Below are 23004 nucleotides of genomic sequence, written 5' to 3' on the forward strand. Positions count from 1 at the left end.
TTCCTAGGCCCTCCTTCTCACTGCCCAGCGGCCTTTTAAGTAGGGCACAGCCAGGAACACCGCAACAACAAGTGCGGAGAACAGTTTCATATAGTCTGAAGGCATCTTCAGCCAGAGTACCAGCGCGTACGCCACGTAGTAGAGGATGGCTCCCACGAACACCGCGGCCAGCGTGTAGGCAAAGGCGATCTTTTTGCCCGCACAGAGCCTGCCAAATATCACTTCGCTGATGATCACAGCTGCCAGCCCGATGACGATGGCTCCACGCCCCATATTTACGTCTGCCGCTCCCTGATACTGGGCCAGGATGCCGCCGCACAGGCCCACCAGGCCGTTGGATATGGTCAGAGCCAGCACCTTTGTATAGTTGGTGTTGATGCCCTGGGCCCGGGCCATCTGCGGATTGCAGCCCGTGGCCCTGATGGCAGCGCCCATCTCGGTCCCGAAAAACCAGTAGACGATGGCCACCAGGATCAGACATCCCAGGATCAGCTTCAGGAAGAAAAAGACTCTGTCATCTCCTGTCACATATCTGGAGGAGGCCACCAGTCCCTGCTGGGTCAGACTGATACCCTGGTTGGATTTCCCCATGATCCCCAGATTCACGGAATACAGGGATACCTGGGTCAGGATACTGGCCAGGATCCCCGGTATGCCAAGGCCCGTGTGGAGAAGGCCCGTGACCATCCCCGCCGCCATGCCTGCCAGCAGTGCAAACACGAGGGAGAGCGCCGGGCTCATCCCTCCCTGGATCAGCATGACCGCCGTCGCCGCTCCTGTAGCTAAAGACCCGTCCACTGTAAGGTCCGGGAAATCAAGGATGCGGTAGGTTATATAAACTCCCAGTGCCATAATACCCCATATGATCCCCTGTGCCGCTGTTCCCGGCATTGCCCGCAGCAGCGCCAGGGGGTCCAGGGAAAGAAAATATTCTGCTATCATTTTTCTGCCTCTGCCTTTCTTCTCTTATTCTGCCGCAGATGCGGACTCAATGGGCTCGTATCCTTCCGGGACCGTGATGCCCAGCTCCTCGCATATCTCCGGATTGTACATCCTGGTCGGCTCCGGTGCTGTCTGCACTTCCATGGACGTGATGTCCTCGCCGTTTGCAAGGATGTCATAGGCCATCTCGCCTGTGGTGTACCCCAGCTCATAGTAGCTGATGCACAGAGTGGCTATCCCCGCCACGCTGCATGTGCCCTGCTCGCTGGCCACTACCGGGACTTTTGCCGGCCGGCAGATATTGTCGATGATGCCCGGGTTGGCTGCCATGGTGTTGTCTGTCGGGATGTAGATGGCGTCCACCTCCTGGACCGCGCTGGTCACAACAGACTGGATCTCATTGGAGTCCGCCGCCGTGTACTCCTTGTAGTCCACGCCGTCCTCCTCCAGCTCCTTCTCAAACATCTCCGCCTGGTACTTGGAGTTGGACTCCGCGGAGCAGTAGAGGATGCCAACGGTCTTTACATCCGGCAGGAGCTCCATCATCACGTCCTCCTGCTCAGAGATGGGGGCCAGGTCGCTGGTACCTGAAATATTTACCCCTGTGGTCCCTGTCCAGTCATCTATGCCAAGGGCGCTGCCGTAGTCTGTCACAGAGGTTCCAAGAATAGGAATGTCCGCTGTGGCCTGGGCCGCTGTCTGGAGAGGCAGGGTGGCATTGGCCAGGATCAGGTCCACGTCAGAAGAAACAAAATTATTCATGATGGTGGAGCACATGGTCTGCTCCCCCTGCGCGTTCTGCACATCAAACTCTACATTGTCCTCACCGAACAGTTCCTTACATGCATCCTGGAAGCCTGCCGTCGCGTCATCCAGAGATGGATGCTCCATCTGCTGACAGATGCCGATCACATATTTCCCCGGATCATCACCGCTCCCGCTTCCGTCTGACGATGACTCGCTCCCACAGGCCGCAAGACCGGCAGTCATTGTCATCACCATCAGGATTGCCGCTGCTTTTTTCAAATTCATCTCTTATTCCTCCCTGTTGCTTTTATACTTTAAAAATTTCTCACTTCACTGCGCGAAAGTCGTCTACGAAAGGTAGTATACAACGACAAAAAAAAGAAGTCAATCTATTTTTACAAAATAGACTGACCTCCTGCGAAATTTTTATTCCTTCTTATTTTTATTCTTTTTAGTCCTCCATGTAATCGTAGTACTCTTCCTCGCTTGCGAACAGCATGTACCTGCCCTCCACATATCCCATATAGCCTTTGTCTGTATTGTAACCCTTCATAAAAGAACAGCTCCCTTCTACAACCAAGTTTTCTTATCTTTAAACTCAGTGTAATCCGAAAGCTGTCCTATAAAAATACCACCTCACACTCCGTACTGTTCCGTGAGCCGGCGTATCTCCCGGTGTACCTGCTCCACCACAGGCTCCGGTCCCAGGATCTTCACCTCGTCTCCCAGGGAGAAGACCCAGCTGATGAACTGGCCGCTCACCGCCACGTCCACATGTACCGTGAAATGCTCTTCATCCGCCGGTATCATCATGATATCCTTCCTGAACCGGTCAATGATCACTCCGGCCAGGCGGTTGTGCACCAGCAGCTTTACCTGCTCCTCCCGGCCGCCGAACATGCCGAAGCTTTTCTTCGTGTAGGCCGCCATGTCCAGCCCCCTGAAGCGCTCCCGCCCCTCTCTCTCCTCGTCGGACATGCGGATGCGCAGCATCTTGTCCACCCGGTAGTGCTTGATCATGTCCGCTTCCGAGTCATATCCTACCAGGTAGTAGTTCTCATTGTCCCAGGCAAGTCCCCAGGGGCTTATCTTATAAACGGCGCCGCCGTGGCGCAGCTCCATCTCCTTTTTTGCATTCCACTGAAAATACTGGAAGAGGATCTTCCTGTTGCTGGCAATGGCGCTGTAGATAGCGTCCACCGTGTAGTAGATGCTCTCGTTCATGGTCTTGATGCGGCCGGACACGTAGACCTGACGCTGCAGCTCCCTGGCCTCGTACTCGCTGACCAGGCTCTCCAGCTTCCGGATGAGCTCGTTGGATTTCTTTGCCGTGATGAACCGGGAGGACTGGATGGCGTCCACCAGCAGCTTCAGCTCCGGCATCTCGAACTGCCGGCCCACCACGTGGTAGCGGTAGGATCTGCCCCAGGGCTCCCCCTCCACCTCTATCCCCAGATGCTCCAGGTCCTTCAGGTCCGTGTAGATGCTCTTCCGGTCCGCCGTCACCTCATAGGAGCGCAGCGCTTCCAGGATTTCGGGCATGGTCAGGTAGTGGTCGTCGTCCGTCTTTTCCAGCATGATCTTCGCGAGATAGTAAAGCTTCAGTTTCTGGTTCTGTCCTCTGGGCATAAGGTCCTCTTCTTTCTGATGATCTTATTTTTAATAGCTGGGCTGAGTGGCCGCCACTCCCTCTGTGATCATCTCGAACAGCTCAAAGGGAACGCCCACAGCCATATCATTTTCATTCCACTTACAGAGCATCCTCGTACTGGGGCACAGAACGCTCACATTCATCTCTCCGGTCAGATAGGGGGAGACGGTCAGCTCCGAGCACATTCCCTGCATGGCTCCCATGTCCACAGCCGGCTTTTTCCCGGTAAAATACTCGTATCCCTGCACCATCCGCATGGACTGAAGTGCGTTGGTCATCAGGATGATGACGTCCGGCGTCTGCTGGCACAGAGAAAGCGGCACAATGGCCAGCCCGTATGTGCGGACCGGCATCCTGTGCAGGCTCCTAATGGACTCCCGCATCCGCCTGGCCACAGCCACGGAAGAATATAATTTGTAGGAAAAATACTCCTGCCCGCTCTCAATCCTCTCTGTACTGGGCTCAAGGGCAAAGGCCGTGGTGGCGCCGTCACATTTGTGGTGCTCCAGGCGGCATTTGATACTCTTCCCGTGTACAGCCGCCTGCTTCACCATGACGCAGTAGGCTGTGGATATGTCCGTCTCCTCCAGAGGGTAGGCTTCATAGTCCTCCTTCGTAAAAAGAAACGTGATCCCCACCGGCTCTCTGTCAAGGCCGATGACCTCCTTCAGTGTATCAATGCACTGACAGATCCTCTCCTTCGGATACTCCTCGTGGGGCAGGCCGTACTCGATATTCTTATGTTTATATGGCATTTCTCTTCCTCCTGGTATATAAGTGCCGGACTATTGTATGGATGCAAAACTAAAACCAAACAGATCCAGCTTAAATAATATGATAGCTGTCAAAACGTAAATAATCAATGCGCTAAAGAAAAAAATCCAGTCTCCCCTGTCCACCTTTACCCGCTTGTAAAAGGTCCTCTCATTTTCCCTGCCCAGTCCCCGGCTCTCCATAGCGCAGGCAATCCGCTCGCCCCGGCGGGCCGCCACACAGAACAGTGGCAGAGCCACCCGGAAGGGGGATGTAAATCTGGAGAGTATCCCTTTGTTCCAGGGAATTCCCCGGATCTCCTGAGCCAGGTGAACAGCGTCCACCTGCTGCTGAAGCTCTGGAAGAAACCGGTAAGTTGCCATAGCAGCATATCCGTGTACGACAGAAACCCTGCACTGGAGTATCAGGCTGAGTACCAGATCTCTGGGCCGTGTAGTCAGGACAAACCCCATGGACATTGTGACAAGGGCCAGGATGCGGAAGCCCAGGGTAATAGCATGGACAAGGTCCCTCTGGGTCCAGCGCAGTATCCCCAGGTGCAGCACGATCCCAGCCTCATCATTCAGGCCTCGTAATATGAGCATGGACAGCATAAAGAAGAAGCTGATGACCAGAAAGATCAGCAGCCTGCGCATCAGATTTGCCAGAGGTATATTCCCTGCCAGCCATATAGTAAAAAAGGACATCAGAAATGTCACGACAGGAAATACCGGAAAATAAGACAGACACACAAGTATGGTCATGACCGCGATCACAGCCAGCTTTATCATGGGATTTCTTCTGTGGAGAACGGAATCCGTTTCTATATAAGTAAACATCTCTTTATCTACCTCCTGCTCAGGAAAAATATTCCTCTGTGGTCATGTCCTTTTTCACAGCACCCGCCTCCAGCTCCACCACCCTTGTGGCGTACTGCCTTACAAGAGACAGATCGTGAGTGATCATGACAATGGTGATACCGTTTTCCACAAGCCGCTGCATATCCTTCATCAGCTCCTGCCGGTTCTCAAAATCCTGCCCGTAGGTGGGCTCGTCCAGAAATAGGATCTGCTGATCCGTCAACAGCATGCTGGCAACGCTGAGCCGCCGCTTCTGCCCCTGGCTGAGTGTGAAGGGACTCTTCTCCTTCTCCTCCTCCAGATGAAAGCGCTTCAGCATATCCTCCACCCGGGCTTCCTTCTCCTCCACGGGGATGCGCACGCGCTTCAGGCTGAACATCATCTCGTCCATGACTGTATTCGTGATAAACTGGCTCTCCGGATTTTGGAAGACAAGTCCCATCTGCCGGTACAACTCCTTAGTCCGCCACCCCTTCAGGTCCTTCCCCAGAACCCGAACAGTGCCTGCATCCGGCTGACAGATCTTAAAGATCAGCTTCATCAGTGTGGTCTTTCCCACGCCGTTTTCACCCACAATGGCCAGGAAGTCCTGCCTGGAGATATCCAGGTCAAGACCGCTGATCACCGGCTGTCCCTTCTCCTTCTTCTTTCCCGGAAGAGGGTAAGCAAAGCTCAGACCCTTTATCTCCACTACCTTCTCCCCGCTGACGGAGTCCTTCCCGTAGGAGGCCGGAATATTCCTCGTATTTCGCTTTCTCCAGGCCCGCTCCTCAGGGGTTCCTCTGTCACAGTCCAGAGTCAGTTTCCCGTCCCGGTCCAGCACCAGGACCCTGTCCACCTCCTCTATGATCTCGTTGATATTGTGCTCCACGATGATGATGGTTATCTTCTGCTCCCGCGCGATCCGGACGATCAGGTCAAAAATCTGCTTCCTGCTGCCGGGGTCCAGATTTGCTGTGGGCTCATCAAGGAGCAGGATCTCCGGCTCTGTCACCAGAACAGAGGCAATGGCGACCTTCTGCTTTTGGCCGCCGGAAAGATTGTTCAGATCTCTCTCCTCAAAGCCCTCCATCCCCACAAACCGCAGGGCCTCCCTGATCCGGTCTCCCATCTCCTCCGGAGAGATCCCGAGATTTTCCATGCCAAACGCCAGCTCCTCCTCCACTGTGAAGGTGCAGAACTGACTCTCCGGGTTCTGCATGACAAATCCGATCTTTTCACAGCGATACCTGGGAAGCATATCCGTAATGTTCTCTCCACGCAGGAGCACCTCGCCACGCAGCTCTCCCTCATACATGTGGGGGATCAGTCCGTCAATCAGGTTCAGTACCGAGCTTTTCCCGCAGCCGCTGGGTCCGCTGATGGCATGTATTTTTCCCTCGTAAAAAGCGCAGGAAAGAGACTTCCAGACCGGAAGCCTCTCTCCTTCATAGGTATATGTAACATCCCTGAGCTCAAGGATCACATTTTCTTTTCTGTCTTTTATTTTGCACATGCAAATCCTTTCAGCACGCCTGTCTTCAGAAGGGCGGCAGTGATCACTTTGACAAGGATAATCCCAATGACTGTAGCGCTGAGCAGGCGGACGATGACCACGCCTATCGCGACAGTTGTTCCATAGCTGATGGGGGTTCCCCAGAAATACATATCCCTGCACAGGATCAGGATAGCGCTCAGGATGGAGCCAACGATCATGCATCTCAGGCTTCCCTCATATTTGTCGATCAGCGCATAGGCCAGCTCCATGCCGACAGCCTGGAGTACGCCTGCCAGGACAAGCTGCAGTCCGTAGGGGCTTCCCAGCAGAAGGTTCACGCCCGCTGTCACCAGCCCGCCAAAAATAGCCGCTCCCGGCTTTCTCACAATATACATCGGAAGCGCTGCGGAAAGCAGGTAAACGCCGAATGTAATTTCCATAAACACGGTTCCAAGAAGCGCTGACAATGGCATATACGCAAAATCAAGCAGAGTGTAGATGACGCCGATCACAGCCGCCACCATCGCGACGATCACGATCTCCTTTGTCGTCATCATCTTTTTTTCTTTACTCATTTCATTTCTCCTTATCCTTTAGGTATACATGTTATTTCGTAACGGCTCAAGTATACCATGATACGGAAATGATTGATAATTGGAAATTTTTATATATTCTTCTATTTATTTGCATTGTCTATGATCAGGATCATCTCTCTCCCGTCTGGTCCATGCCAAGCTTTATCTTCACAAACGCGGCCAGCGCCTGCGCTGTCCCCTCCACATCCAGCAGAGCGCTGTTGATGATGAGGTGCTTGTGGGCCGGGTCGTCAGGGGCATAATGAGCGAACCGTTTATGATAGGCCAGCCGGGCCTTGTCTACCTCCGCGATCATCCTTTTCGCCACGTCCTTTTTCATTCCCAGCGTGCCCACACAGTTTGCCAGACGGTCCGCGTAGGGTGCGTAGACACAGACATGGACCGCGTTTCTCTCTTCCGCCAGCACATAGTCCGCGCATCGGCCGACGATGATGCAGGAGCCTTTTTCCGCCAGCCTGCTGATGATCTCAGACTGAACCTGAAAAAGCCTTCTCTGCTTCTCCTCCGCCTCGGTTCCCAGGGGAAAGAGCATCCGGAAAAATCCGGAGCTCCTCTCCTCCTGGTCGCTGATCACGGACACGGGCAGGTTCATCCGCTCTGCCGTCTTCTCCACGATGTCTCTGTCATAATACTCGATCTGCAGGATTTCTGACAACCTTTTGGCAATGGGCCTGCCCAGGCTGCCGAACTGTCTTGTAATGGTCACAACGTATTTTTCCATATTGCCGCCTTTCCTGATCAGTCTGATGTCCGGCCTTCCGGAGGGATGGATGGCAGGCCCGCAGTCGCCTATGCGGCCAGAAATCTTGACAGAAATGTCTTTGTCCTCTCTTCTCTGGGGTGGCCCATGACCTGTTCCGGGGTTCCCTCCTCCACAATATATCCGTCAGCCATGAAGATCACCCGGTCCGCCACGTCCCTGGCAAAGGCCATTTCATGGGTGACCACCACCATAGTCATGCCGTCGGCCGCCAGCTCCTTCATAACGCTCAGCACCTCTCCCACAAGCTCCGGGTCCAGGGCGGATGTGGGCTCGTCAAAAAGCAGCGCCTTCGGATCCATGGCCAGCGCCCTGGCGATGGCCACTCTCTGCTGCTGCCCGCCGGACAGCATATCCGGCTTTGCATCGGCCTTGCCATCAAGCCCCACCCGCTTCAGGAGCTCCATGGCATAGTCCTTTGCCTCTTTCTTGTTTTTATGTTTCGTGAGGACTGGAGCCATTGTGACATTTCCAAGGACGGTCCTCAGAGGAAAGAGATTAAATCTCTGGAACACCATACCGACCTCTTCCCTGAATTTACGGATGTCAGCCTTCCCGTCCAGGATATTCTCGCCCTTGTACACGACCTCGCCGTCCGTAGGCGTCTCAAGCTGGTTGATGCACCGCAGCAGCGTGCTCTTTCCGGAGCCGGAGGGACCGATGATGCAGACCACCTCTCCCTGATGGACATCCAGGCTGATGTCCTTCAGCACTTCCAGGTCTCCGAAGGATTTTCTCAGGTTTTTTACAGATATCAATGTCTCTGCCATAATATCTCTCCTCCTTTATTTTGCTGTTTTCCGTTCCACGTATTTCTGCAGGATCATGAGAACGGACAGCAGCACCAGGTAGACCAGCGCACAGATGGTGTAGGCCGGGATGGTGTTGAAGGTGCGCGCCACATAGTTCTGGGTCTGCCGCGTGATCTCGTTGACCGATATGATGGACAGAAGCGCCGTGTCCTTGACGGAAATGATGAACTGGTTAAAAAGTCCCGGTATCATGGCCTTAAAGGCCGGCGGGATAACAACCCGAAATAAAATCTGACGGTGGGAGAGGCCGAGAGCCGCCCCCGCCTCCCTCTGGCCTTCATCCACGCCCTCCAGGGCCCCCTTCACGATGGCTGAGATAAACGCCCCCGCATTCAGGGTGATGACGATAATGCCCGCCACCGTGCTGTCCAGCACAAACGTGTCCCCGACCGCCAGCGAGATTATAGCCGGCACCACAAAATACACATACAGCGCCTGGACTACGATGGGCGTACCCCGTATGATCCAGATATAGACCGAGGCAATCCCCTTTGCGATGCTGGTGCTGCTCTGCAGCGCATATCCGCTGACAGCCCCCAGGACAAATCCCAGCAGGATACCGACGACCGCCACCTGCAGCGTGACCTGCAGGCCCCGCAGCATCATGGGAAGGATGGTTGATAAAAGTTCAACGCTCATACAGAAATCTCTCCTTTACGCCTCACACCACTGGGTGCTTAGTTCGTCCAGCGTCCCGTTCTCAGACAGATACTGGATGGCCTCATTGAACCAGTCCACGATATCCGGGTATTCCTCGCAGATGGCAAAGGAAAGAGCGATGGCGTAGGGGGCCTGACCTGTGTAGAACTCATCACCCACGATCTTCAGGTTGATCTCCCCTGTGCTGATGGAGTAGGCTGTTCCGGGCGCGTCGTAGATAGTGGCGTCCGCCTGTCCGTCCTCCACAGCACTGTAGGCCAGCGCCTGTGAGTCAAAGGTCTGGAGACAGGACTCGGGAAGATTTGCGGCCGCATATTCATAGGAGATGGTCCCTGTCTGGACAGCTACCGTATAGTCCCCGCTCTCCAGGTCTTCCACACTGGCGATCTCTGTGTTGTCCTCTCCCACGACCACCACAATGCCCGCATCATAATAGGTATCGGTAAAGTTCATATTCTCTTTTCTCTCGTCTGTAGCACAGAGGGCCGCAGCAGCTATGTCTATCTGTCCCTGGGTGATGGAAGTGGTGAGCGCTCCGTAATCCATGGCCTGGATCTCGTCATCCGCAATTTCAAATCCCAGGATCGTCTGGAGCTCCTCAAGCATCGCAATGTCGTACCCCTGGAGAGTCATACCGTCATCAGCATAGTAGGAAAACGGTGCGTAGGTACCGGATGTGCCAAGAGTCAGCGTCACGCCCTCCAGGGCTCCCTCGCAGTCAAGCCCTGTGCTCTCCTCTGACGCGGTGTCTTCCTGAGAAGACGCATCCGACGCGGTGTCGGACGAGTCTTCGGAAGAACTGCCGCAGCCTGCCAGCAGTGCGGATACCATGGCTCCTGTAAGTAATATAGAAACAATTCGTCTTTTCATGTCTCTTACCTCCTGGTTTTGTTTTTTAATCCGGACAGCAGCGGCAAGAGGGATAAAATGAGAAAGGCAGGCACGGCGCTTTTGTAAGCGCCATTGCCTGCCGTGCTACCGCTGTTCGGATCATATGGGCATTATAGCCCCCTTTCCCCACCCTGTAAAACAAGAATTATTTATCACGTCATGACGTTTTCTCATGCCGGACTGTCCGTTCAGTATTCCGCACCCTCTTCAGCCCAGGGCGGGTACACGCCGTGTCCTCTTGCACTTTTACGTGAAATCCTCTATAATTGCTCCTGTAAAAGGATACTCGCAAAATGAATACACACATGCCAAAGGAGGTGCCTTCTCTCAGAGAGAACGCCTCCTTTTCTAATTCGAACAGGGAGGCGTAATTATGGATATCAGCAAATATGCTCTTTTCGCAGATATTGCGGAGACGAAAAATTTCACCAAAAGCGGAGAGCGGATGGGCTACACCCAGTCCGGTGTGAGCCACGTCCTCAAGGCTATGGAAAATGAGCTTGGCTTTCCTCTCTTTCTGCGGGACAGACGCGGCGTCTCCCTCACATCGGACGCCTTGACGCTGCTGCCTCTTGTCAGGAACCTGCTGTCTGTCAACGAACATCTGGAGCAGACGGCGGCGGCTCTGAACGGGCTGGAAATCGGCCATCTGACCATCGCTTCCTTTGCCAGCATCTCCTGCAACTGGCTCCCCGCCATGATACGGACCTTCCGCAAGGAATGCCCCGGCATTGAGATCGAGCTGCTGGAGGGGAGCACTGATGAAATCCTGGACTGGCTCCACAACAGCAGGGCGGATTTTGGACTCCTCAGCAAGAGAAACATCGGCACTCTGGAATGGCTGCCTCTGTACGAGGATCCCCTGGTTGCCATTTTCCCCAAAGACTTCTATCTGAACGGCCTGACTTCTTTTCCCATACAGGACTTTACCGACATGCCTTTTATCATGTCCGCCCTGGATGTGGACTACGATATACACGACGCCATCCGGGAGGCAAAGATTTCTCCCCGCATACGGGTCTCCTCCAAGGATGACCATGTGATCACCTCCATGGTGGCAAACGGTCTGGGCATCAGCATCCTGTCCCGGCTGACTGTGGAGAGCGCCGGAGACAGCATACAGTATCTTCCCCTGAAGCCGGGATTTACCCGGGAGCTGGGCATCGGCCTCAGGTCAAAGAAGGCTCTCAGCCCGGCGGCACGCCGCTTTATCGCTCTGATCCAGGACATGTGCCCCTCCTGCTGACCGGCTGGCTTTCAGCTCAGCGTGTCGTCCTTGAGAGGCTCGCTCAGGTCGCTGCCAAGCAGCCGCCGGGCTCCAAGCCAGTAGGCCAGGGCCACTGCCAGCATGATGAACAGCCCGTAGACCGCCACAGGCAGGAAGGGCGCCTCCGCGAGAAAGACATCCGCCTCCATCTGGCTGGCACTGACCATGAGGGCCGTCGCCGGCACTGTGACAAGAAGCCCCAGAAGGATGGGCCGCCCGGCGATGACCGCCGCCTCGATGCAGAACAGCTTCTTCATACCCGCCGGGTCCATCCCCACTGACAGATACCGGGCAAACTCCCGCTGTCTCTGGCGCAGGAATCCAAAGGTATTGGTAAAAATGCCCGCAAGACCGATGCCCCCCAGAAGAACGCAGAGCGCTCCCAGTATGAGCCGGGCTCCCAGGAGCATCTGGTCATTGGTCAGCCTCTCCTCTATCCGGTTCTCGCTCTCCACCCGGAAGGAGGACTCCAGAAGTCCCTCCACCTCCCGCTCGATCTCATCCAACGTCTCCAGATCCGCCTCCTCCGGTCCAAGGATGCGTATATACGTGTCATTTTCTACCCCGTCCATCCGGTCTGCCAGTGTTTTCCACAGGGACAGGGGCATAAACTGCACCAGCGCATAGTCCTCGTACTCCTCTCTGAGAAGAGGCGCCTCCTCCGCATAAGAGAGGACCGGCACCTGCACCGTTTTTCCATCCTCCGTATAGAGAGTCAGAGGAGCTCCATCCTGCTCCACAAAGGGGATGTACTCCCTCTGCCGGAAGCTGCTTCCGGTGCTGTCCCAGATGCGGTTCAGCAGGATAGTACCGGTCAGCTCCTCCGGCGCTCCCGTCTGCCGGCAGTAATCCAGAAAGCACTCATCATCCATGACCAGCACCTGCGATGGGATCCGGGAGGCATCCTCCACGTCTGCCAGAGTGCTGTATCCTCCCAGCGCTCTCAGTTCTTTGCTGGCCCGGCTCTCGTCCCAGGCGATGCTCTCCTCCGCCTTCTGGTAACAGATACTGTCACGGACGCCGGGAATCTCTTTTATCTGAAAGGCGGCGCCGGTCTCTGTCGCCCCCTCCGGCTCAAGCGCCTCCAGCTCTGTATCCCGCACCGTCACCATCACGTCCCAGGCGTCCTGATAGCGATCAAAATACGTGTACCTGGTACTGATACCGGAAAGAGTGAAAAAAGAGAGCATGGAGGTAAACCCAAGAAAAGACAGGGTCAGAGAAATACGGGAGATGCGCAGGGCTTTCTTCTGCGTCCTAAGGGCATTGCCTGCCAGCTCCCCCTCTATGCCCAGCAGCAGCCCTAACAAAGTGCAGCCCAAGCCCTTTTTCTTCCACCTCCTCCTGCGCCCTGTCATCCCGTCCGCCTGTCCCCGCACAGCCTCAAGGGGCGTCTGCCGGGCCAGTCTGCCGGCCGGGATCTGGGACGCCACAAGGACAGTCAGGGCCGCCGCCCCGAAGGAGACAGCAAACACAGCCGGATGATAATGGAAGATTGCCCTGTGCCGCCCCGGCACATCCGCCGCAAACCGGTTGACAGCGGCCAGCACCCCCGCGCACCCGGCCCCTCCAAGGACCATGCCGCCCAGCACCGGCAGAGCGCAGAGAGCTGCCGCCTCCTGCAGCAGGCATCTCCTGATCTGCCCCGGCGACGCCCCGATACTGGAAAAAATGCCGAACTGGCGTACTCTGGCCTGCATGGATATCTCGAAGGCTGTGCGGATGACCAGGGCCAAAGAAACGCAGAGAACCGCCAGCACCACAATGAAAAAGGGCAGGAGGAGCGGCGGAGACGGATCCCCGGGGGCTGCGGCCAGATACCTGGACAGGAGGGTCTCGTGATAGAACACTTCCTCCGGGTCCAGCTCCAGCTTCTCCCAGATGAGGGCCATCTGCCTGTAAGTCTCTCTCGCATCTTCAAAACAGATTTCTGTCACTTCTCCGCTGACCTCCGCGCTCTCCACCCCTGCGAAATCCCGGATGAGCTCCAGCTCCTCCCGGTCCAGGGATGCCTCAACGCGAACATGCCAGCTCCCCTCGTCCTGCCGGATGGACTCCACATCGTAAACCCAGAAATTATAGAAGAGACTGCACAGCAGGGATAGGAAAAAGGCCGCCCCCAGAGCTGCCGCCATGATGGAAATGCCCGCTGTCCGGTTCTGTCTCAGATAGCTTATCGAATACGTTTTCCACATCCCCCTCACCTGACCTTTCTGTCGCTGACGATCCGCCCGTCCTCCAGGGTGATGATGCGCTCCGCCTCCAGAGCCAGCCTTTCATCGTGAGTGACAAGGAGGATAGTCTGACGGAAATTCCTGTGAAAGAGATGCAGGAGATCCATGAGCTCCCTTGCATTCCTCCGGTCCAGATTACCTGTGGGCTCATCTGCCAGAAGCAGCAGGGGGCGGCTCATGAGCGCCCGCCCGACAGCCACTCTCTGCTGCTGTCCGCCGGAGAGCTGGGAGGGCAGGGCCTGAAGCTTTTCCTCCAGTCCCAGGCTCTCCACGATCCGACGGAAATAGTCAGGGTCCGGCTTTCTCCTGTCCAGAAGAAGCGGCATCTGCATGTTCTTCTCCACCGTCAGAGAGGGGATGAGATTGTAAAACTGATAGATGAGCCCCACCCTTCTCCTCCGGTAAAGGGCCGCCTGGCGCGGGTCCAGCCTGCTTATATCCGTTCCCCCCACCAGCACCGCCCCTTCCGTGGGCCGGTCCACGCTCCCCAGAATGTGGAGAAGGGTGGATTTTCCCGACCCCGAGGCTCCTGTGACAGACACAAGCTCTCCTCTCTCCAGGGTCAGGTCGATTCCCCGCAGGGCCTCCACTCTATTTTCTCCTTCTCCGTATACTTTCTTTACTCCTGTGCATCTCAGCAGCTCCATAGCGCTCCCCCAATCTGTCCTGCGACTTTTTTTCAGCAGCATCCGCCGATACTCTCATCCTACCAGAGCAAAGTGACATTTCAGTGACAGTATCTGTACATCCGGATTTCAAAGCAGGCTCCCCCACCGGGCCGGTTGTAAGCCTCCAGCACGCCGTCCTGAGCCTCCAGTATCTCCCTGGCCAGAAAAAGGCCGAGGCCGGTACTGTCCCTCCCCGCTCTCTCCCCCCTGTAAAACCGCTCAAACAGATGGGGCAGGTCCTTTTCAGAAAATCCCTCGCCCTGGTCCCATATGCGTATCCGGATATAAAGAGGATTTTCCTCCCAGTCACAGGAGACCTCCCCGCCGGCGGTGCTGTGCTCGAGACAGTTTTTCATCAGGTTCATGACCGCCTCTAAGGTCCATTCCCGGTCAACCTGAAGGGCGGCCGCAGGGAGCAGAGGCACCCGGATGCGCACCTGCCTCTGCCGGCAGATATCCTCCAGGTTTTCTGCGCTCAGCTCCAGGAGAGAATAGACATCCGTCTCTTCCCGGTGAAGGGAAAGAGCCCCCGCATCCATGCGGGACATGAGGAGCAGCGTCTCCTCCAGATGCACAAGACGGGCTGTCTGCCGCTCCACCGCCGGGAGCCCCTCCAGGGTCCCCCTCTCCCTCATCCTCTGTGCAGCGAGAGAAATAGCCGTCACCGGCGTTTTCATCTGGTGGGCCATATCAGCCAGGCTGGCGGCAAAGCTGTCCCTGTCCCTGCGGGCTCTGTCCCTCGTCTGCTCCAGGGCTGCCACGGTCTTGGCTATCTCATCCCGCAGCAAGGAAAACGCGTCCTCCCTCTCCTCCGTCAGAGAGCCCTGCTGCCCGGTACCCTCCTTCTCCAGATAGGCCAGCAACCCCTGTATCTGCCGTTCCTGTCTTCTCCGCATCCCCAAAAAGGCAAAAAGAAAGAGCAGGACCGCTGCCAGGAAGCCTGCTCCCGCAGCCCCGTACACCCTGCCGTCTGTCCCGAGGAAGTCCCGGGCTCTGTACCCGTATGCCTGCAGGTACTCTGCCCCGGAGTCTTCATCCGTCTCTCTCTCCTTTTCTTCTTTAAGTGCATCCAGAAGGGCCTGCCCTGCCCGGGGCGACTGTTCCTCCACAGTCCGGAAGACCCGGCCCAGCAGCTCAAACTGCCTCTGCGCAAACCAACCGCCCAGCAGCGCAGCCGTGACGGCCGCTGCAGCCAGAAGGGCAGCCAGGGCAGAAAAAATATATACTGCTTTTCTCCTCTTTTTCTTCACCTCTGCCTGCTCTCCTTTCCCTCTCCCGTCTCCATCCGGTACCCGAAGCTGCGGACCGTCCGCAGGCTCTCCGGGCTGCCCAGCTTCTCCCGCAGCCTCTTCACCGCCACGGTCAGCGTGTTGTCATTGACATAGTTTCCGCCGCTGTCCCACACCTGCTCCAGCAGGCTCTGCCTCGTGACCGTTCTCCCTTTATTCTCCATAAGGATGCGGAGGATCTGGTATTCAGTCTGCCCCAGCTCCACTCTCCTTCCCTCCTGCCGGACTTCCATCCGCTCTCTGTCCAGGCAGATATCTCCGCAGGCGAGGACCGGCTCCCTCCCGGTCCTCCTGAGCAGAGCCTGGATGCGGGAATAGAGGACCTCCAGCTCAAAGGGCTTTGTCACATAGTCGTCCGCTCCGCCCTCCAGTCCCCTCACGATATCACGGGTGCCGCTCCGGACTGTGAGAAATATCAGAGGAAGAAAGGGCCATCTGCTCCGCATCCAACGGCAGAGAGCCGGCCCATCGCCGTCCGGCATGTTCCAGTCCAGGATGACAAGGTCCGGCTCCTCCTTCTCCAGTGCCGCTCTGGCTTCCCCGGCCCCGCCGCACAGAGACACCTGGAAGCCTCTCTCCTCCAGGTACGACCTTACCTCCCCTGCAATATCCGGTTCATCCTCCACATAGCAGATCCTGGTCATCGCTCTCCTCCCGTTCTCTCTCTCCTCCGTCTTCCCGCTGCATGCATGACAAGTCCCACGGCTGTTCCCAGAAGCGCCGGGCACACCCAGCCAAACCCCTGCCCGGAGAGGGGCAGGAGCTCCAGGGCAGAGGCAGTCAGACCGTCCAGATGGAGCAGCGCCCTTGTCCCCTCCGGGAGCGCTCCCAGACCGTCAAACAGGGCGGCCACGCCCGTAAGGCCCAGCGCCCACCTTAGGACAACCGGGTCGTTCCCAAACCATCTGCCCGTCAGAGTCAGCAGGACCAGCACGATGGCAAGGGGATAGAGGAACATCAGGACCGGAAGGGAGTAGGCAATAATGGCATCCAGCCCCAGGTTGGCTACCAGGAAGGAGCCCACGCAGAAGACTACCGCCCAGACGTGATAGGACGGCCCTCCCGGGAACATCTCCGCAAAGGTTTCCCCACAACTCGTGATAAGCCCCACTGCCGTCTTCAGGCAGGCCACCGTGACGATCACCGCCAGGATAAAGGCGCCGCCGCCGCCAAAGTAGCTGTCCGCGATCCGGGCCAGGGCTTCCCCGCCGTTGCTGCTCACTTCCAGCTGTCCGGTACTCTGGGTTCCCATGACAGAGACAAGGAGATAGATGACTGCCATCAGGACGGAGCTGAATACCCCTGCTTTCACCGTACTTTTGGCCGCCTCTTCCGGCTCTGTCACCCCCAGCCCTCTGATGACATCGATGACCACGATGCCAAAGGCAAGCCCCGCCAGAACATCCATGGTATTGTAGCCCTCCAGTAGTCCTGTAGAAAAGGCGCTCTCCACGTATTTCCCGGATGGGGCCGCCTCCCCGACGCTCCCCATGGGCGCTGTCAGGGCACGCAGCACCAGGACCGCGAGCCAGACAAGGAAGAGCGGATTCAGCACCTTTCCGATCCATGTCATGATCTGCCCCGGCCTGAGGGCAAAAAACAGGACCGCTGCAAAGAAAATAAAGGAAAACGCTGCCTGAAAAAGGAAGCTCCCCTCCCCCGCAAGTATGCCTTCCATCCCCACAGTATAGGAGACACTGGCGCATCTGGGTATGGCAAAAAATGGCCCTATCGTCAGGTAGAGCGCACAGGTGAAGAACATACCGTATCCTCTTCCCACCCGGCTCCCCAGCCCCAGAAGTCCTGTTTCCCGGCTGATGCCCAGGGCGGCCACACCCAGAAGGGGCAGGCCCACACCAGTAATGAGGAAGCCTGCCGCGGCCTGCCAGATATGGCTGCCCGCCATCTGCCCCATGGACACGGGAAAGATCAGATTCCCCGCCCCGAAAAACATGCCAAACAGCATGCTGGCCACAAATATAGTTTCTTTAAATGTCAGTTTTTTCGTCATATTCCGCCATCTCCCGTTTTTTTATCACTGCCTTTACTATAGCACACTTTCCGGCGGGAAGGAACTGCCGGGAGTGATCGACAAAACTAGTGGGCATCAGACAGGAGCAGGGAGGCTTGAAAAGCCAAGCCTCCCTTTTATGTTATCTCGCTTCTCCTCTACGTCCTCATCGCCCCGTCCACGGATAAGATCTCTCCTGTCACATAGGAGGCCATATCGCTGGCCAGGAAGAGGAAAGCATTGGCAATGTCTTCCGGCTCGCCTACCCGGCGCAGGGGAATGGCGTTGATCAGAGGATCTATCATCTCCTTGGGGAGCGCCGCCACCATGTCTGTCTTTGTAATACCCGGCGCCACAGCGTTGACCCGGATGCGGCTTGGGCCAAGCTCCCTTGCCAGGGACCAGGTAAGTCCGTTCACGGCAGATTTGCTTGTGGGGTAAGCCACGCCCGAGGGCTGTCCACAGATGCTGACCATGGAGCTGGTATTCAGGATGCATCCGCCTCCCTGCTCTTTCATGATCTTCACTGTGGGCATGATGCAGTTCATCATGGCGCTTACATTTAACTGCATCACTTTTGCAAACTGCTGTGCCGTGTAGTTGTCAATAGGTGTGCTGTCCGACATGCCGGCATTGTTTACCAGGATATCGATCTTTCCCAATGTCTCTTTGACCTTTCCGATCTCCCCGGCCACCGCCTCGGCATCCGCCAGATCCGGCCAGGCGCCGTACACTTCCCATGCCGGGTTTTCCGCTTTCAGAGATGCCAGGGCTTTGTCAACTGTCTCCTGGCGGGAGCCGAACAGCACGACCGCCGCCCCGTTCTCCAGAAATTTTTTCACCGTCGCGTAGCCGATGCCGCGGGTGCCGCCTGTCACAACTGCCACTTTATTTTTTAGCATTTTCATTCCTCCTTTGCGCAATTTTCTGTTTTTTTATATTTTTATCTGTTAATTTTATTTTATACCGGCTGATCCCTGTTTACAAGGAACGTTTAATATTAGTCAATCTACAGCTCTTTCCTAACAATTCAGATTGGACTATACTATGAGATACAGAAACACAACGGAAAGGAAATGATGACAGATGATAGACAAGATGAAGATACGGGGCGCCCGGGTCCACAATCTGAAAAATATAGATGTAGATATCCCTCTGAACAGGATCGTGGGAATCGCCGGCGTGTCCGGCTCCGGCAAATCCTCCCTGGCCCTGGGCGTCCTCTACGCGGAAGGGTCCCGGCGGTATCTGGACGCCCTCTCCACCTACACAAGGCGCAGGATGACCCAGGCGGCCAAAGCTGATGTGGACGATGTGCTCTACGTGCCGGCGGCTCTGGCCCTCCACCAGCGCCCGGCTGTCCCCGGCATCCGCAGCACCTTCGGGACCGGCAGCGAACTTCTGAACAGCCTCCGGCTCATGTTCTCCAGACTGGCCAGCCACCGCTGTCCGTCCTGCGGCTGCTGCCTGCCGCCTACCCTGAAAGTGGCCGCCGAGCAGGAGCTGGTCTGCCCGGACTGCGGCACCTCCTTCTACGCTCCCTCCGCAGAAGAACTGGCCTTCAACAGCCAGGGGGCCTGCCCTTCCTGTGACGGGACCGGGACCGTCCGGACAGTGGACCGCTCTACCCTTGTACCGGACGAGACCCTCACCATCGACCAGGGCGCCGTGGCTCCCTGGAACTCCCTCATGTGGTCGCTTATGACCGACGTCTGCCGGGAGATGGGAGTGCGCACGGACGTGCCCTTCTGCCAGCTGACAGACAGGGAGAAGGACATTGTCTACAACGGGCCCGCCGAGAAAAAGCATATCCTCTACAAGGCAAAAAGCTCCAACCAGGCGGCGGAGCTTGATTTTACTTATTTCAATGCTGTGTACACCGTGGAGAACGCCCTCTCCAAGGTGAAGGACGAAAAAGGCATGAAGCGGGTGGAAAAATTCTTAAAGGAGGAGGTCTGCCCGGACTGCGGCGGGACCCGACTCTCCCAAAAAGCAAGAGCGCCCCGGCTGCGGGGCTGCTCCCTGGATGAGGTGTGCCGGATGCCGCTTGCGGATCTGGCTGGCTGGGTGTCCGGTGTCCCCGCCTCCCTGCCGGAGGAGATGCGCCCCATGGCAGAGAGTATCTGCGAGTCCTTCCGCACCCCCGCCCGGCGGCTCATGGACCTGGGCCTTGGCTACCTTTCCCTGGACCGCGCTTCCTCCACCCTCTCCACCGGGGAGCGCCAGCGGATGCAGCTGGCCCGGGCTGTCCGCAACCGCACCACGGGGGTGCTCTACGTGCTGGACGAGCCCTCCATCGGACTGCATCCCGCCAACATCGAAGGGCTGAAAGGAGTCATGCACGACCTCATAGCAGACGGCAATTCCGTCGTACTGGTGGACCACGACACACAGATCCTGTCGGAGGCTGACTGGATCGTGGAGATGGGGCCGGAGGCCGGCCTGAAGGGCGGCCATGTCATCGCTCAGGGCAGTATTCCCCAGATCATGGCAGATCCCGGCTCCATGATCGGCCCCTTCCTGGCCGGCAGGGCAGACGGCTTCCGGAGGGAGCAGGCTCCGGCCTCTGACATGTTCTCCCACGGCCGCATCCACCTCTCCACCGGTTCCATCCACACCGTAAAGCCGCTGGAGGCAGACATCCCAAAAGGACGGCTCACTGCTGTCACCGGCGTATCCGGCTCCGGCAAGACCACCCTCGTCCTGGAGAGCCTGATCCCCGCCCTGGAGGCACAGATCAAAGGAAGAAAACTGCCGGAACACGTGCGTTCCCTGGAGGCGGATGGGATCGGACAGGTAAAACTCATCGACGCCACCCCCATCGGCATCAACATCCGCTCCACCGTAGCCACCTACGCCAATGTCCACGATGAGCTGCGGAAGACATTTGCCAGGACACCAGGCGCAAAAGAAGCCGGCTACAAGGCAGGGGACTTTTCCTACAACACAGGGAAGCTGCGCTGTCCGGTCTGCGACGGCACCGGCGTCATCAGCCTGGATGTGCAGTTCCTGCCGGATGTGGAAGTCACCTGCCCCGGATGCCGGGGCTCCCGGTACAGCAAGAAGGCCGCACAGATCCGATATGCGAACAAGGAGGGGAAGTCCTTCTCTCTGCCGGAGCTGATGGCCATGGATGTGAACACCGCGCTGGATGCCTGCCGTCATCTGAAAAACGTCAGTCAGCGTCTGCAGATCTTAAAAGATCTGGGGCTGGGCTACCTGACTCTGGGTGAGGAGACCCCGGGGCTCTCCGGCGGAGAGGCCCAGCGGCTGAAGCTGGCCAGCGAGATGGGCCGCCCCCAGGGGGACTCGGTCTTTGTCTTTGACGAGCCCACCATCGGCCTCCACCCTCTGGACGTGCAGACGCTCCTCCATGTCTTCCAGACGCTCATCAGCCAGGGCGCCACTGTCATCGTCATCGAGCACGACCTGGACGTAATCCGCAGCGCAGACTACGTCATCGACATGGGCCCCGGCGGCGGGGAGAGCGGCGGGCGGATCGTGGCAACCGGAACGCCGGAAGAGATTAAGGCGAATGCACAAAGCGTGACAGGGAGATATCTGTAGACAGACGAAAGGAGGGCTGCCCCACCGGGCAGTCCTCCTGTGTTTTTCCATTGTTTTATCCTTTCACCGCGCCTGCTGCCACACCTTTGATAATGTGCTTCTGGCAGGACAGGTAGAAGATGATCACCGGGATGACCGCCAGGATCAGTGCCGCCATGATGGCGCCCATGTCCACCCGGCCGTAGCTTCCCTTCATATACTGGATCGCAATGGATATGGTCTTGTATTTATTCAGGTCCAGTACAAGGTAAGGCAGGAGGAAGTCATTCCAGATCCACATGGTTTCCAGTATCCCCACAGAGATGTATGTCGGCTTCATAATAGGAAGCACCACAGAAAAGAAAGTTCTAAGAGGCGTGCAGCCGTCGATAAGAGCCGCCTCCTCGATCTCCAGCGGGATGGATTTTACAAAACCACAGAACATAAAGACTGCCAGCCCCGCCCCGAATCCCAGGTAAATGATGATAATTCCCCAGGGTGTGTTGAGCCTGGTCCGGTCCGCCACCAGAGACAGGGTGAACATTACCATCTGGAAGGGGACGACCATGGAGAACACGCAGAGCAGATACAGGATCTTTGTAAACTTTGTCTTTACCCTTGTGATATACCAGGCGCACATGGATGTGCACACAAGGATCACCAGCACAGAGCCAACGGTAATAAATACCGTCCAGCCCACGGCGCTGAGCAGTTCGTACTTGTCGATGGCCGTCAGATAATTCTCAAGGCCGTTCCATGTCTTTTCCGCCGGCAGCGTAAAAGGTTCTTTGTTGATATATACTTTTTTCTTAAAGGAATTCATAAGCACGATCAGTATCGGGGCGATGTAGACCAGCCCCAGTATGGTGAAAGCGCCGGTCCCCAGCGTGCTTATCCTGCTTCTCTTTTTCATTTACTGCTGCACCTCCTTTGAGCGGGTAGCCCGGAGCTGGAGCATGCCGATAGCCACAACGATGACGAAGAAGATCACTGCTTTGGCCTGGCCGACGCCCTCCCATCCGGTACGTCCGTAGAATGTGTTGAAGATGTTCAGGGCCATCATCTCAGACATCTTGGACGGTTCTCCTGCCGTCAGCGACAGGTTCTGGTCAAAGAGCTTGAATCCGTTGGTAATAGACAGGAACATGCAGATGGTGATGGATGGCATCATCATGGGGATGGTCACTTTGAAAAGTCTCTGGATCCGCGATGCGCCGTCGATCTGGGCCGCCTCCATCACGTCTCCGGGGATGGACTGAAGCCCTGCAATGTAAATGATCATCATATAACCGATCTGCTGCCAGCTCACCAGAATGATCAGTCCCCAGAAACCGTACCACTCATTCAGCCCCAGCGCTGTGCTGTAGTGCGCCAGCACGCCGTTGAAGATGAGCTGCCAGATGTAGCCCAGCACGATGCCTCCGATCAGGTTAGGCATAAAAAAGATCGTGCGGAAAATATTGGTTCCCCGCATTTTCTGGGTCAGCGCCATGGCAAGGGCAAAGGCGATCACATTGATCACCACCAGCGATACCACGGCGAAAAGGGCGGTATACCAGAAAGAATGTCTGAACACCGTGTCCTTAAACGCCTCGATGTAATTGGATAATCCGACAAACTTCGCATCCGTGACTGTGGTAAATTTGCAGAACGAAAGCCAGATCCCCATTACGAACGGAATAATAAATCCAAGGATAAATGCGCAGAATGTGGGAAGCACAAAGATGGGCATATACCGCTTGATCGCTTTTTCCATATAAATCCTCCTCCTTCTGAAAAAGCGGCGTTCAGACTTTTTCTGCCCGCCGCTTTCCTGTTCAATTCAATATGTCTTTCAGAT

General features: G+C 56.5%; 21 protein-coding genes. 2 read left to right on the top strand and 19 right to left on the bottom strand.

Features of this window, described 5'->3' with window-relative positions; all coding sequences use genetic code 11:
• Nucleotides 1–3 precede the first annotated feature (3 nt).
• The 11 genes from B5E62_RS13875 to B5E62_RS13925 all read right to left on the bottom strand — a co-directional run bounded on the left by B5E62_RS13875 (nucleotide 4) and on the right by B5E62_RS13925 (nucleotide 10128).
• On the bottom strand, nucleotides 4–942 hold the full coding sequence (locus tag B5E62_RS13875; protein ID WP_076779642.1) for an ABC transporter permease: 939 nt from the start codon (nucleotides 940–942) through the stop codon (nucleotides 4–6).
• A gap of 24 nt (nucleotides 943–966) precedes the next feature.
• The gene (locus B5E62_RS13880) at nucleotides 967–1974 is read right to left on the bottom strand and encodes an ABC transporter substrate-binding protein (protein ID WP_087175128.1); all 1008 of its coding nucleotides are present in this window, start codon (nucleotides 1972–1974) and stop codon (nucleotides 967–969) included.
• Nucleotides 1975–2325: 351 nt separating this feature from the next.
• Nucleotides 2326–3318 carry a helix-turn-helix transcriptional regulator gene (locus B5E62_RS13885; RefSeq protein ID WP_087175129.1) on the bottom strand — a complete coding sequence of 331 codons (993 nt, stop codon included), beginning with the start codon at nucleotides 3316–3318 and terminating at the stop codon, nucleotides 2326–2328.
• Nucleotides 3319–3348: 30 nt separating this feature from the next.
• Nucleotides 3349–4095 carry a DUF169 domain-containing protein gene (locus B5E62_RS13890; RefSeq protein ID WP_242957945.1) on the bottom strand — a complete coding sequence of 249 codons (747 nt, stop codon included), beginning with the start codon at nucleotides 4093–4095 and terminating at the stop codon, nucleotides 3349–3351.
• 30 nt (nucleotides 4096–4125) lie between these two features.
• Nucleotides 4126–4932, bottom strand: coding sequence for an energy-coupling factor transporter transmembrane component T family protein (locus tag B5E62_RS13895; RefSeq protein ID WP_087175131.1), 807 nt, complete (start codon nucleotides 4930–4932; stop codon nucleotides 4126–4128).
• Nucleotides 4933–4951: 19 nt separating this feature from the next.
• Nucleotides 4952–6448 carry an ABC transporter ATP-binding protein gene (locus tag B5E62_RS13900; RefSeq protein ID WP_087175132.1) on the bottom strand — a complete coding sequence of 499 codons (1497 nt, stop codon included), beginning with the start codon at nucleotides 6446–6448 and terminating at the stop codon, nucleotides 4952–4954.
• Entirely contained in the window at nucleotides 6436–7005 is a 570-nt protein-coding gene (locus B5E62_RS13905; RefSeq protein ID WP_242957946.1) for an ECF transporter S component, read from the bottom strand. The genes B5E62_RS13900 and B5E62_RS13905 overlap by 13 nt, the downstream gene beginning before the upstream one ends.
• A gap of 130 nt (nucleotides 7006–7135) precedes the next feature.
• The gene (locus tag B5E62_RS13910; protein ID WP_087175133.1) at nucleotides 7136–7747 is read right to left on the bottom strand and encodes a cytidylate kinase-like family protein; all 612 of its coding nucleotides are present in this window, start codon (nucleotides 7745–7747) and stop codon (nucleotides 7136–7138) included.
• A gap of 68 nt (nucleotides 7748–7815) precedes the next feature.
• Complete coding sequence (locus B5E62_RS13915) at nucleotides 7816–8556, bottom strand: amino acid ABC transporter ATP-binding protein (RefSeq protein ID WP_087175134.1); 741 nt, start codon at nucleotides 8554–8556, stop codon at nucleotides 7816–7818.
• Nucleotides 8557–8571: 15 nt separating this feature from the next.
• Complete coding sequence (locus tag B5E62_RS13920) at nucleotides 8572–9237, bottom strand: amino acid ABC transporter permease (RefSeq protein ID WP_087175135.1); 666 nt, start codon at nucleotides 9235–9237, stop codon at nucleotides 8572–8574.
• A 15-nt stretch (nucleotides 9238–9252) separates the two neighbouring features.
• Nucleotides 9253–10128, bottom strand: coding sequence for an ABC transporter substrate-binding protein (locus B5E62_RS13925; RefSeq protein WP_242957948.1), 876 nt, complete (start codon nucleotides 10126–10128; stop codon nucleotides 9253–9255).
• 394 nt (nucleotides 10129–10522) lie between these two features.
• On the opposite strand from B5E62_RS13925, the gene B5E62_RS13930 reads away from it, so the two are divergent.
• On the top strand, nucleotides 10523–11395 hold the full coding sequence (locus B5E62_RS13930) for a LysR family transcriptional regulator (RefSeq protein WP_087175136.1): 873 nt from the start codon (nucleotides 10523–10525) through the stop codon (nucleotides 11393–11395).
• Nucleotides 11396–11406: 11 nt separating this feature from the next.
• On the opposite strand, the gene B5E62_RS13935 is transcribed toward B5E62_RS13930, so the two are convergent.
• The 6 genes from B5E62_RS13935 to B5E62_RS13960 all read right to left on the bottom strand — a co-directional run bounded on the left by B5E62_RS13935 (nucleotide 11407) and on the right by B5E62_RS13960 (nucleotide 18520).
• Nucleotides 11407–13611 carry an ABC transporter permease gene (locus B5E62_RS13935; protein WP_087175167.1) on the bottom strand — a complete coding sequence of 735 codons (2205 nt, stop codon included), beginning with the start codon at nucleotides 13609–13611 and terminating at the stop codon, nucleotides 11407–11409.
• A 5-nt stretch (nucleotides 13612–13616) separates the two neighbouring features.
• Nucleotides 13617–14297: an ABC transporter ATP-binding protein gene (locus B5E62_RS13940; protein WP_087175168.1), complete on the bottom strand. Its 681-nt coding sequence runs from the start codon at nucleotides 14295–14297 to the stop codon at nucleotides 13617–13619.
• Between the two features lie 80 nt (nucleotides 14298–14377).
• Entirely contained in the window at nucleotides 14378–15568 is a 1191-nt protein-coding gene (locus tag B5E62_RS13945; protein ID WP_087175137.1) for a sensor histidine kinase, read from the bottom strand.
• The gene (locus B5E62_RS13950) at nucleotides 15565–16251 is read right to left on the bottom strand and encodes a response regulator transcription factor (RefSeq protein WP_087175138.1); all 687 of its coding nucleotides are present in this window, start codon (nucleotides 16249–16251) and stop codon (nucleotides 15565–15567) included. Before B5E62_RS13950 ends, B5E62_RS13945 begins: the two co-directional genes overlap by 4 nt.
• Nucleotides 16248–17618: a branched-chain amino acid transport system II carrier protein gene (brnQ, locus tag B5E62_RS13955; protein ID WP_087175139.1), complete on the bottom strand. Its 1371-nt coding sequence runs from the start codon at nucleotides 17616–17618 to the stop codon at nucleotides 16248–16250. Before brnQ ends, B5E62_RS13950 begins: the two co-directional genes overlap by 4 nt.
• Nucleotides 17619–17776: 158 nt before the next feature.
• The gene (locus B5E62_RS13960) at nucleotides 17777–18520 is read right to left on the bottom strand and encodes an SDR family NAD(P)-dependent oxidoreductase (RefSeq protein WP_033125966.1); all 744 of its coding nucleotides are present in this window, start codon (nucleotides 18518–18520) and stop codon (nucleotides 17777–17779) included.
• Between the two features lie 184 nt (nucleotides 18521–18704).
• Here B5E62_RS13960 and B5E62_RS13965 point away from each other — a divergent pair, with 184 nt between their 5' ends.
• Nucleotides 18705–21185, top strand: coding sequence for an excinuclease ABC subunit UvrA (locus B5E62_RS13965; protein WP_087175140.1), 2481 nt, complete (start codon nucleotides 18705–18707; stop codon nucleotides 21183–21185).
• A gap of 55 nt (nucleotides 21186–21240) precedes the next feature.
• Here the strand turns inward: B5E62_RS13965 and B5E62_RS13970 are convergent, their stop codons facing one another.
• The gene (locus B5E62_RS13970; RefSeq protein WP_087175141.1) at nucleotides 21241–22077 is read right to left on the bottom strand and encodes a carbohydrate ABC transporter permease; all 837 of its coding nucleotides are present in this window, start codon (nucleotides 22075–22077) and stop codon (nucleotides 21241–21243) included.
• Nucleotides 22078–22920, bottom strand: a complete 843-nt coding sequence (locus tag B5E62_RS13975) for a carbohydrate ABC transporter permease (protein WP_033125963.1) — start codon at nucleotides 22918–22920, stop codon at nucleotides 22078–22080.
• Nucleotides 22921–23004 lie beyond the last annotated feature (84 nt).

This window comes from Lachnoclostridium sp. An118 (assembly GCF_002160985.1).
Taxonomy (GTDB): Bacteria; Bacillota; Clostridia; order Lachnospirales; family Lachnospiraceae; genus Claveliimonas; species Claveliimonas stercoravium.

Coding starts and splice junctions, on each gene's coding strand:
- B5E62_RS13880 (WP_087175128.1), bottom strand. CDS start 1,974: ATGAATTTGAAAAAAGCAGCGGCAATCCTGATGGTGATGACAATGACT.
- B5E62_RS13890 (WP_242957945.1), bottom strand. CDS start 4,095: ATGCCATATAAACATAAGAATATCGAGTACGGCCTGCCCCACGAGGAG.
- brnQ (WP_087175139.1), bottom strand. CDS start 17,618: ATGACGAAAAAACTGACATTTAAAGAAACTATATTTGTGGCCAGCATG.
- B5E62_RS13925 (WP_242957948.1), bottom strand. CDS start 10,128: ATGAAAAGACGAATTGTTTCTATATTACTTACAGGAGCCATGGTATCC.
- B5E62_RS13950 (WP_087175138.1), bottom strand. CDS start 16,251: ATGACCAGGATCTGCTATGTGGAGGATGAACCGGATATTGCAGGGGAG.
- B5E62_RS13930 (WP_087175136.1), top strand. CDS start 10,523: ATGGATATCAGCAAATATGCTCTTTTCGCAGATATTGCGGAGACGAAA.
- B5E62_RS13900 (WP_087175132.1), bottom strand. CDS start 6,448: ATGTGCAAAATAAAAGACAGAAAAGAAAATGTGATCCTTGAGCTCAGG.
- B5E62_RS13895 (WP_087175131.1), bottom strand. CDS start 4,932: ATGTTTACTTATATAGAAACGGATTCCGTTCTCCACAGAAGAAATCCC.
- B5E62_RS13975 (WP_033125963.1), bottom strand. CDS start 22,920: ATGGAAAAAGCGATCAAGCGGTATATGCCCATCTTTGTGCTTCCCACA.
- B5E62_RS13920 (WP_087175135.1), bottom strand. CDS start 9,237: ATGAGCGTTGAACTTTTATCAACCATCCTTCCCATGATGCTGCGGGGC.
- B5E62_RS13960 (WP_033125966.1), bottom strand. CDS start 18,520: ATGCTAAAAAATAAAGTGGCAGTTGTGACAGGCGGCACCCGCGGCATC.
- B5E62_RS13935 (WP_087175167.1), bottom strand. CDS start 13,611: ATGTGGAAAACGTATTCGATAAGCTATCTGAGACAGAACCGGACAGCG.
- B5E62_RS13875 (WP_076779642.1), bottom strand. CDS start 942: ATGATAGCAGAATATTTTCTTTCCCTGGACCCCCTGGCGCTGCTGCGG.
- B5E62_RS13970 (WP_087175141.1), bottom strand. CDS start 22,077: ATGAAAAAGAGAAGCAGGATAAGCACGCTGGGGACCGGCGCTTTCACC.
- B5E62_RS13910 (WP_087175133.1), bottom strand. CDS start 7,747: ATGGAAAAATACGTTGTGACCATTACAAGACAGTTCGGCAGCCTGGGC.
- B5E62_RS13885 (WP_087175129.1), bottom strand. CDS start 3,318: ATGCCCAGAGGACAGAACCAGAAACTGAAGCTTTACTATCTCGCGAAG.
- B5E62_RS13965 (WP_087175140.1), top strand. CDS start 18,705: ATGATAGACAAGATGAAGATACGGGGCGCCCGGGTCCACAATCTGAAA.
- B5E62_RS13905 (WP_242957946.1), bottom strand. CDS start 7,005: ATGAGTAAAGAAAAAAAGATGATGACGACAAAGGAGATCGTGATCGTC.
- B5E62_RS13915 (WP_087175134.1), bottom strand. CDS start 8,556: ATGGCAGAGACATTGATATCTGTAAAAAACCTGAGAAAATCCTTCGGA.
- B5E62_RS13940 (WP_087175168.1), bottom strand. CDS start 14,297: ATGGAGCTGCTGAGATGCACAGGAGTAAAGAAAGTATACGGAGAAGGA.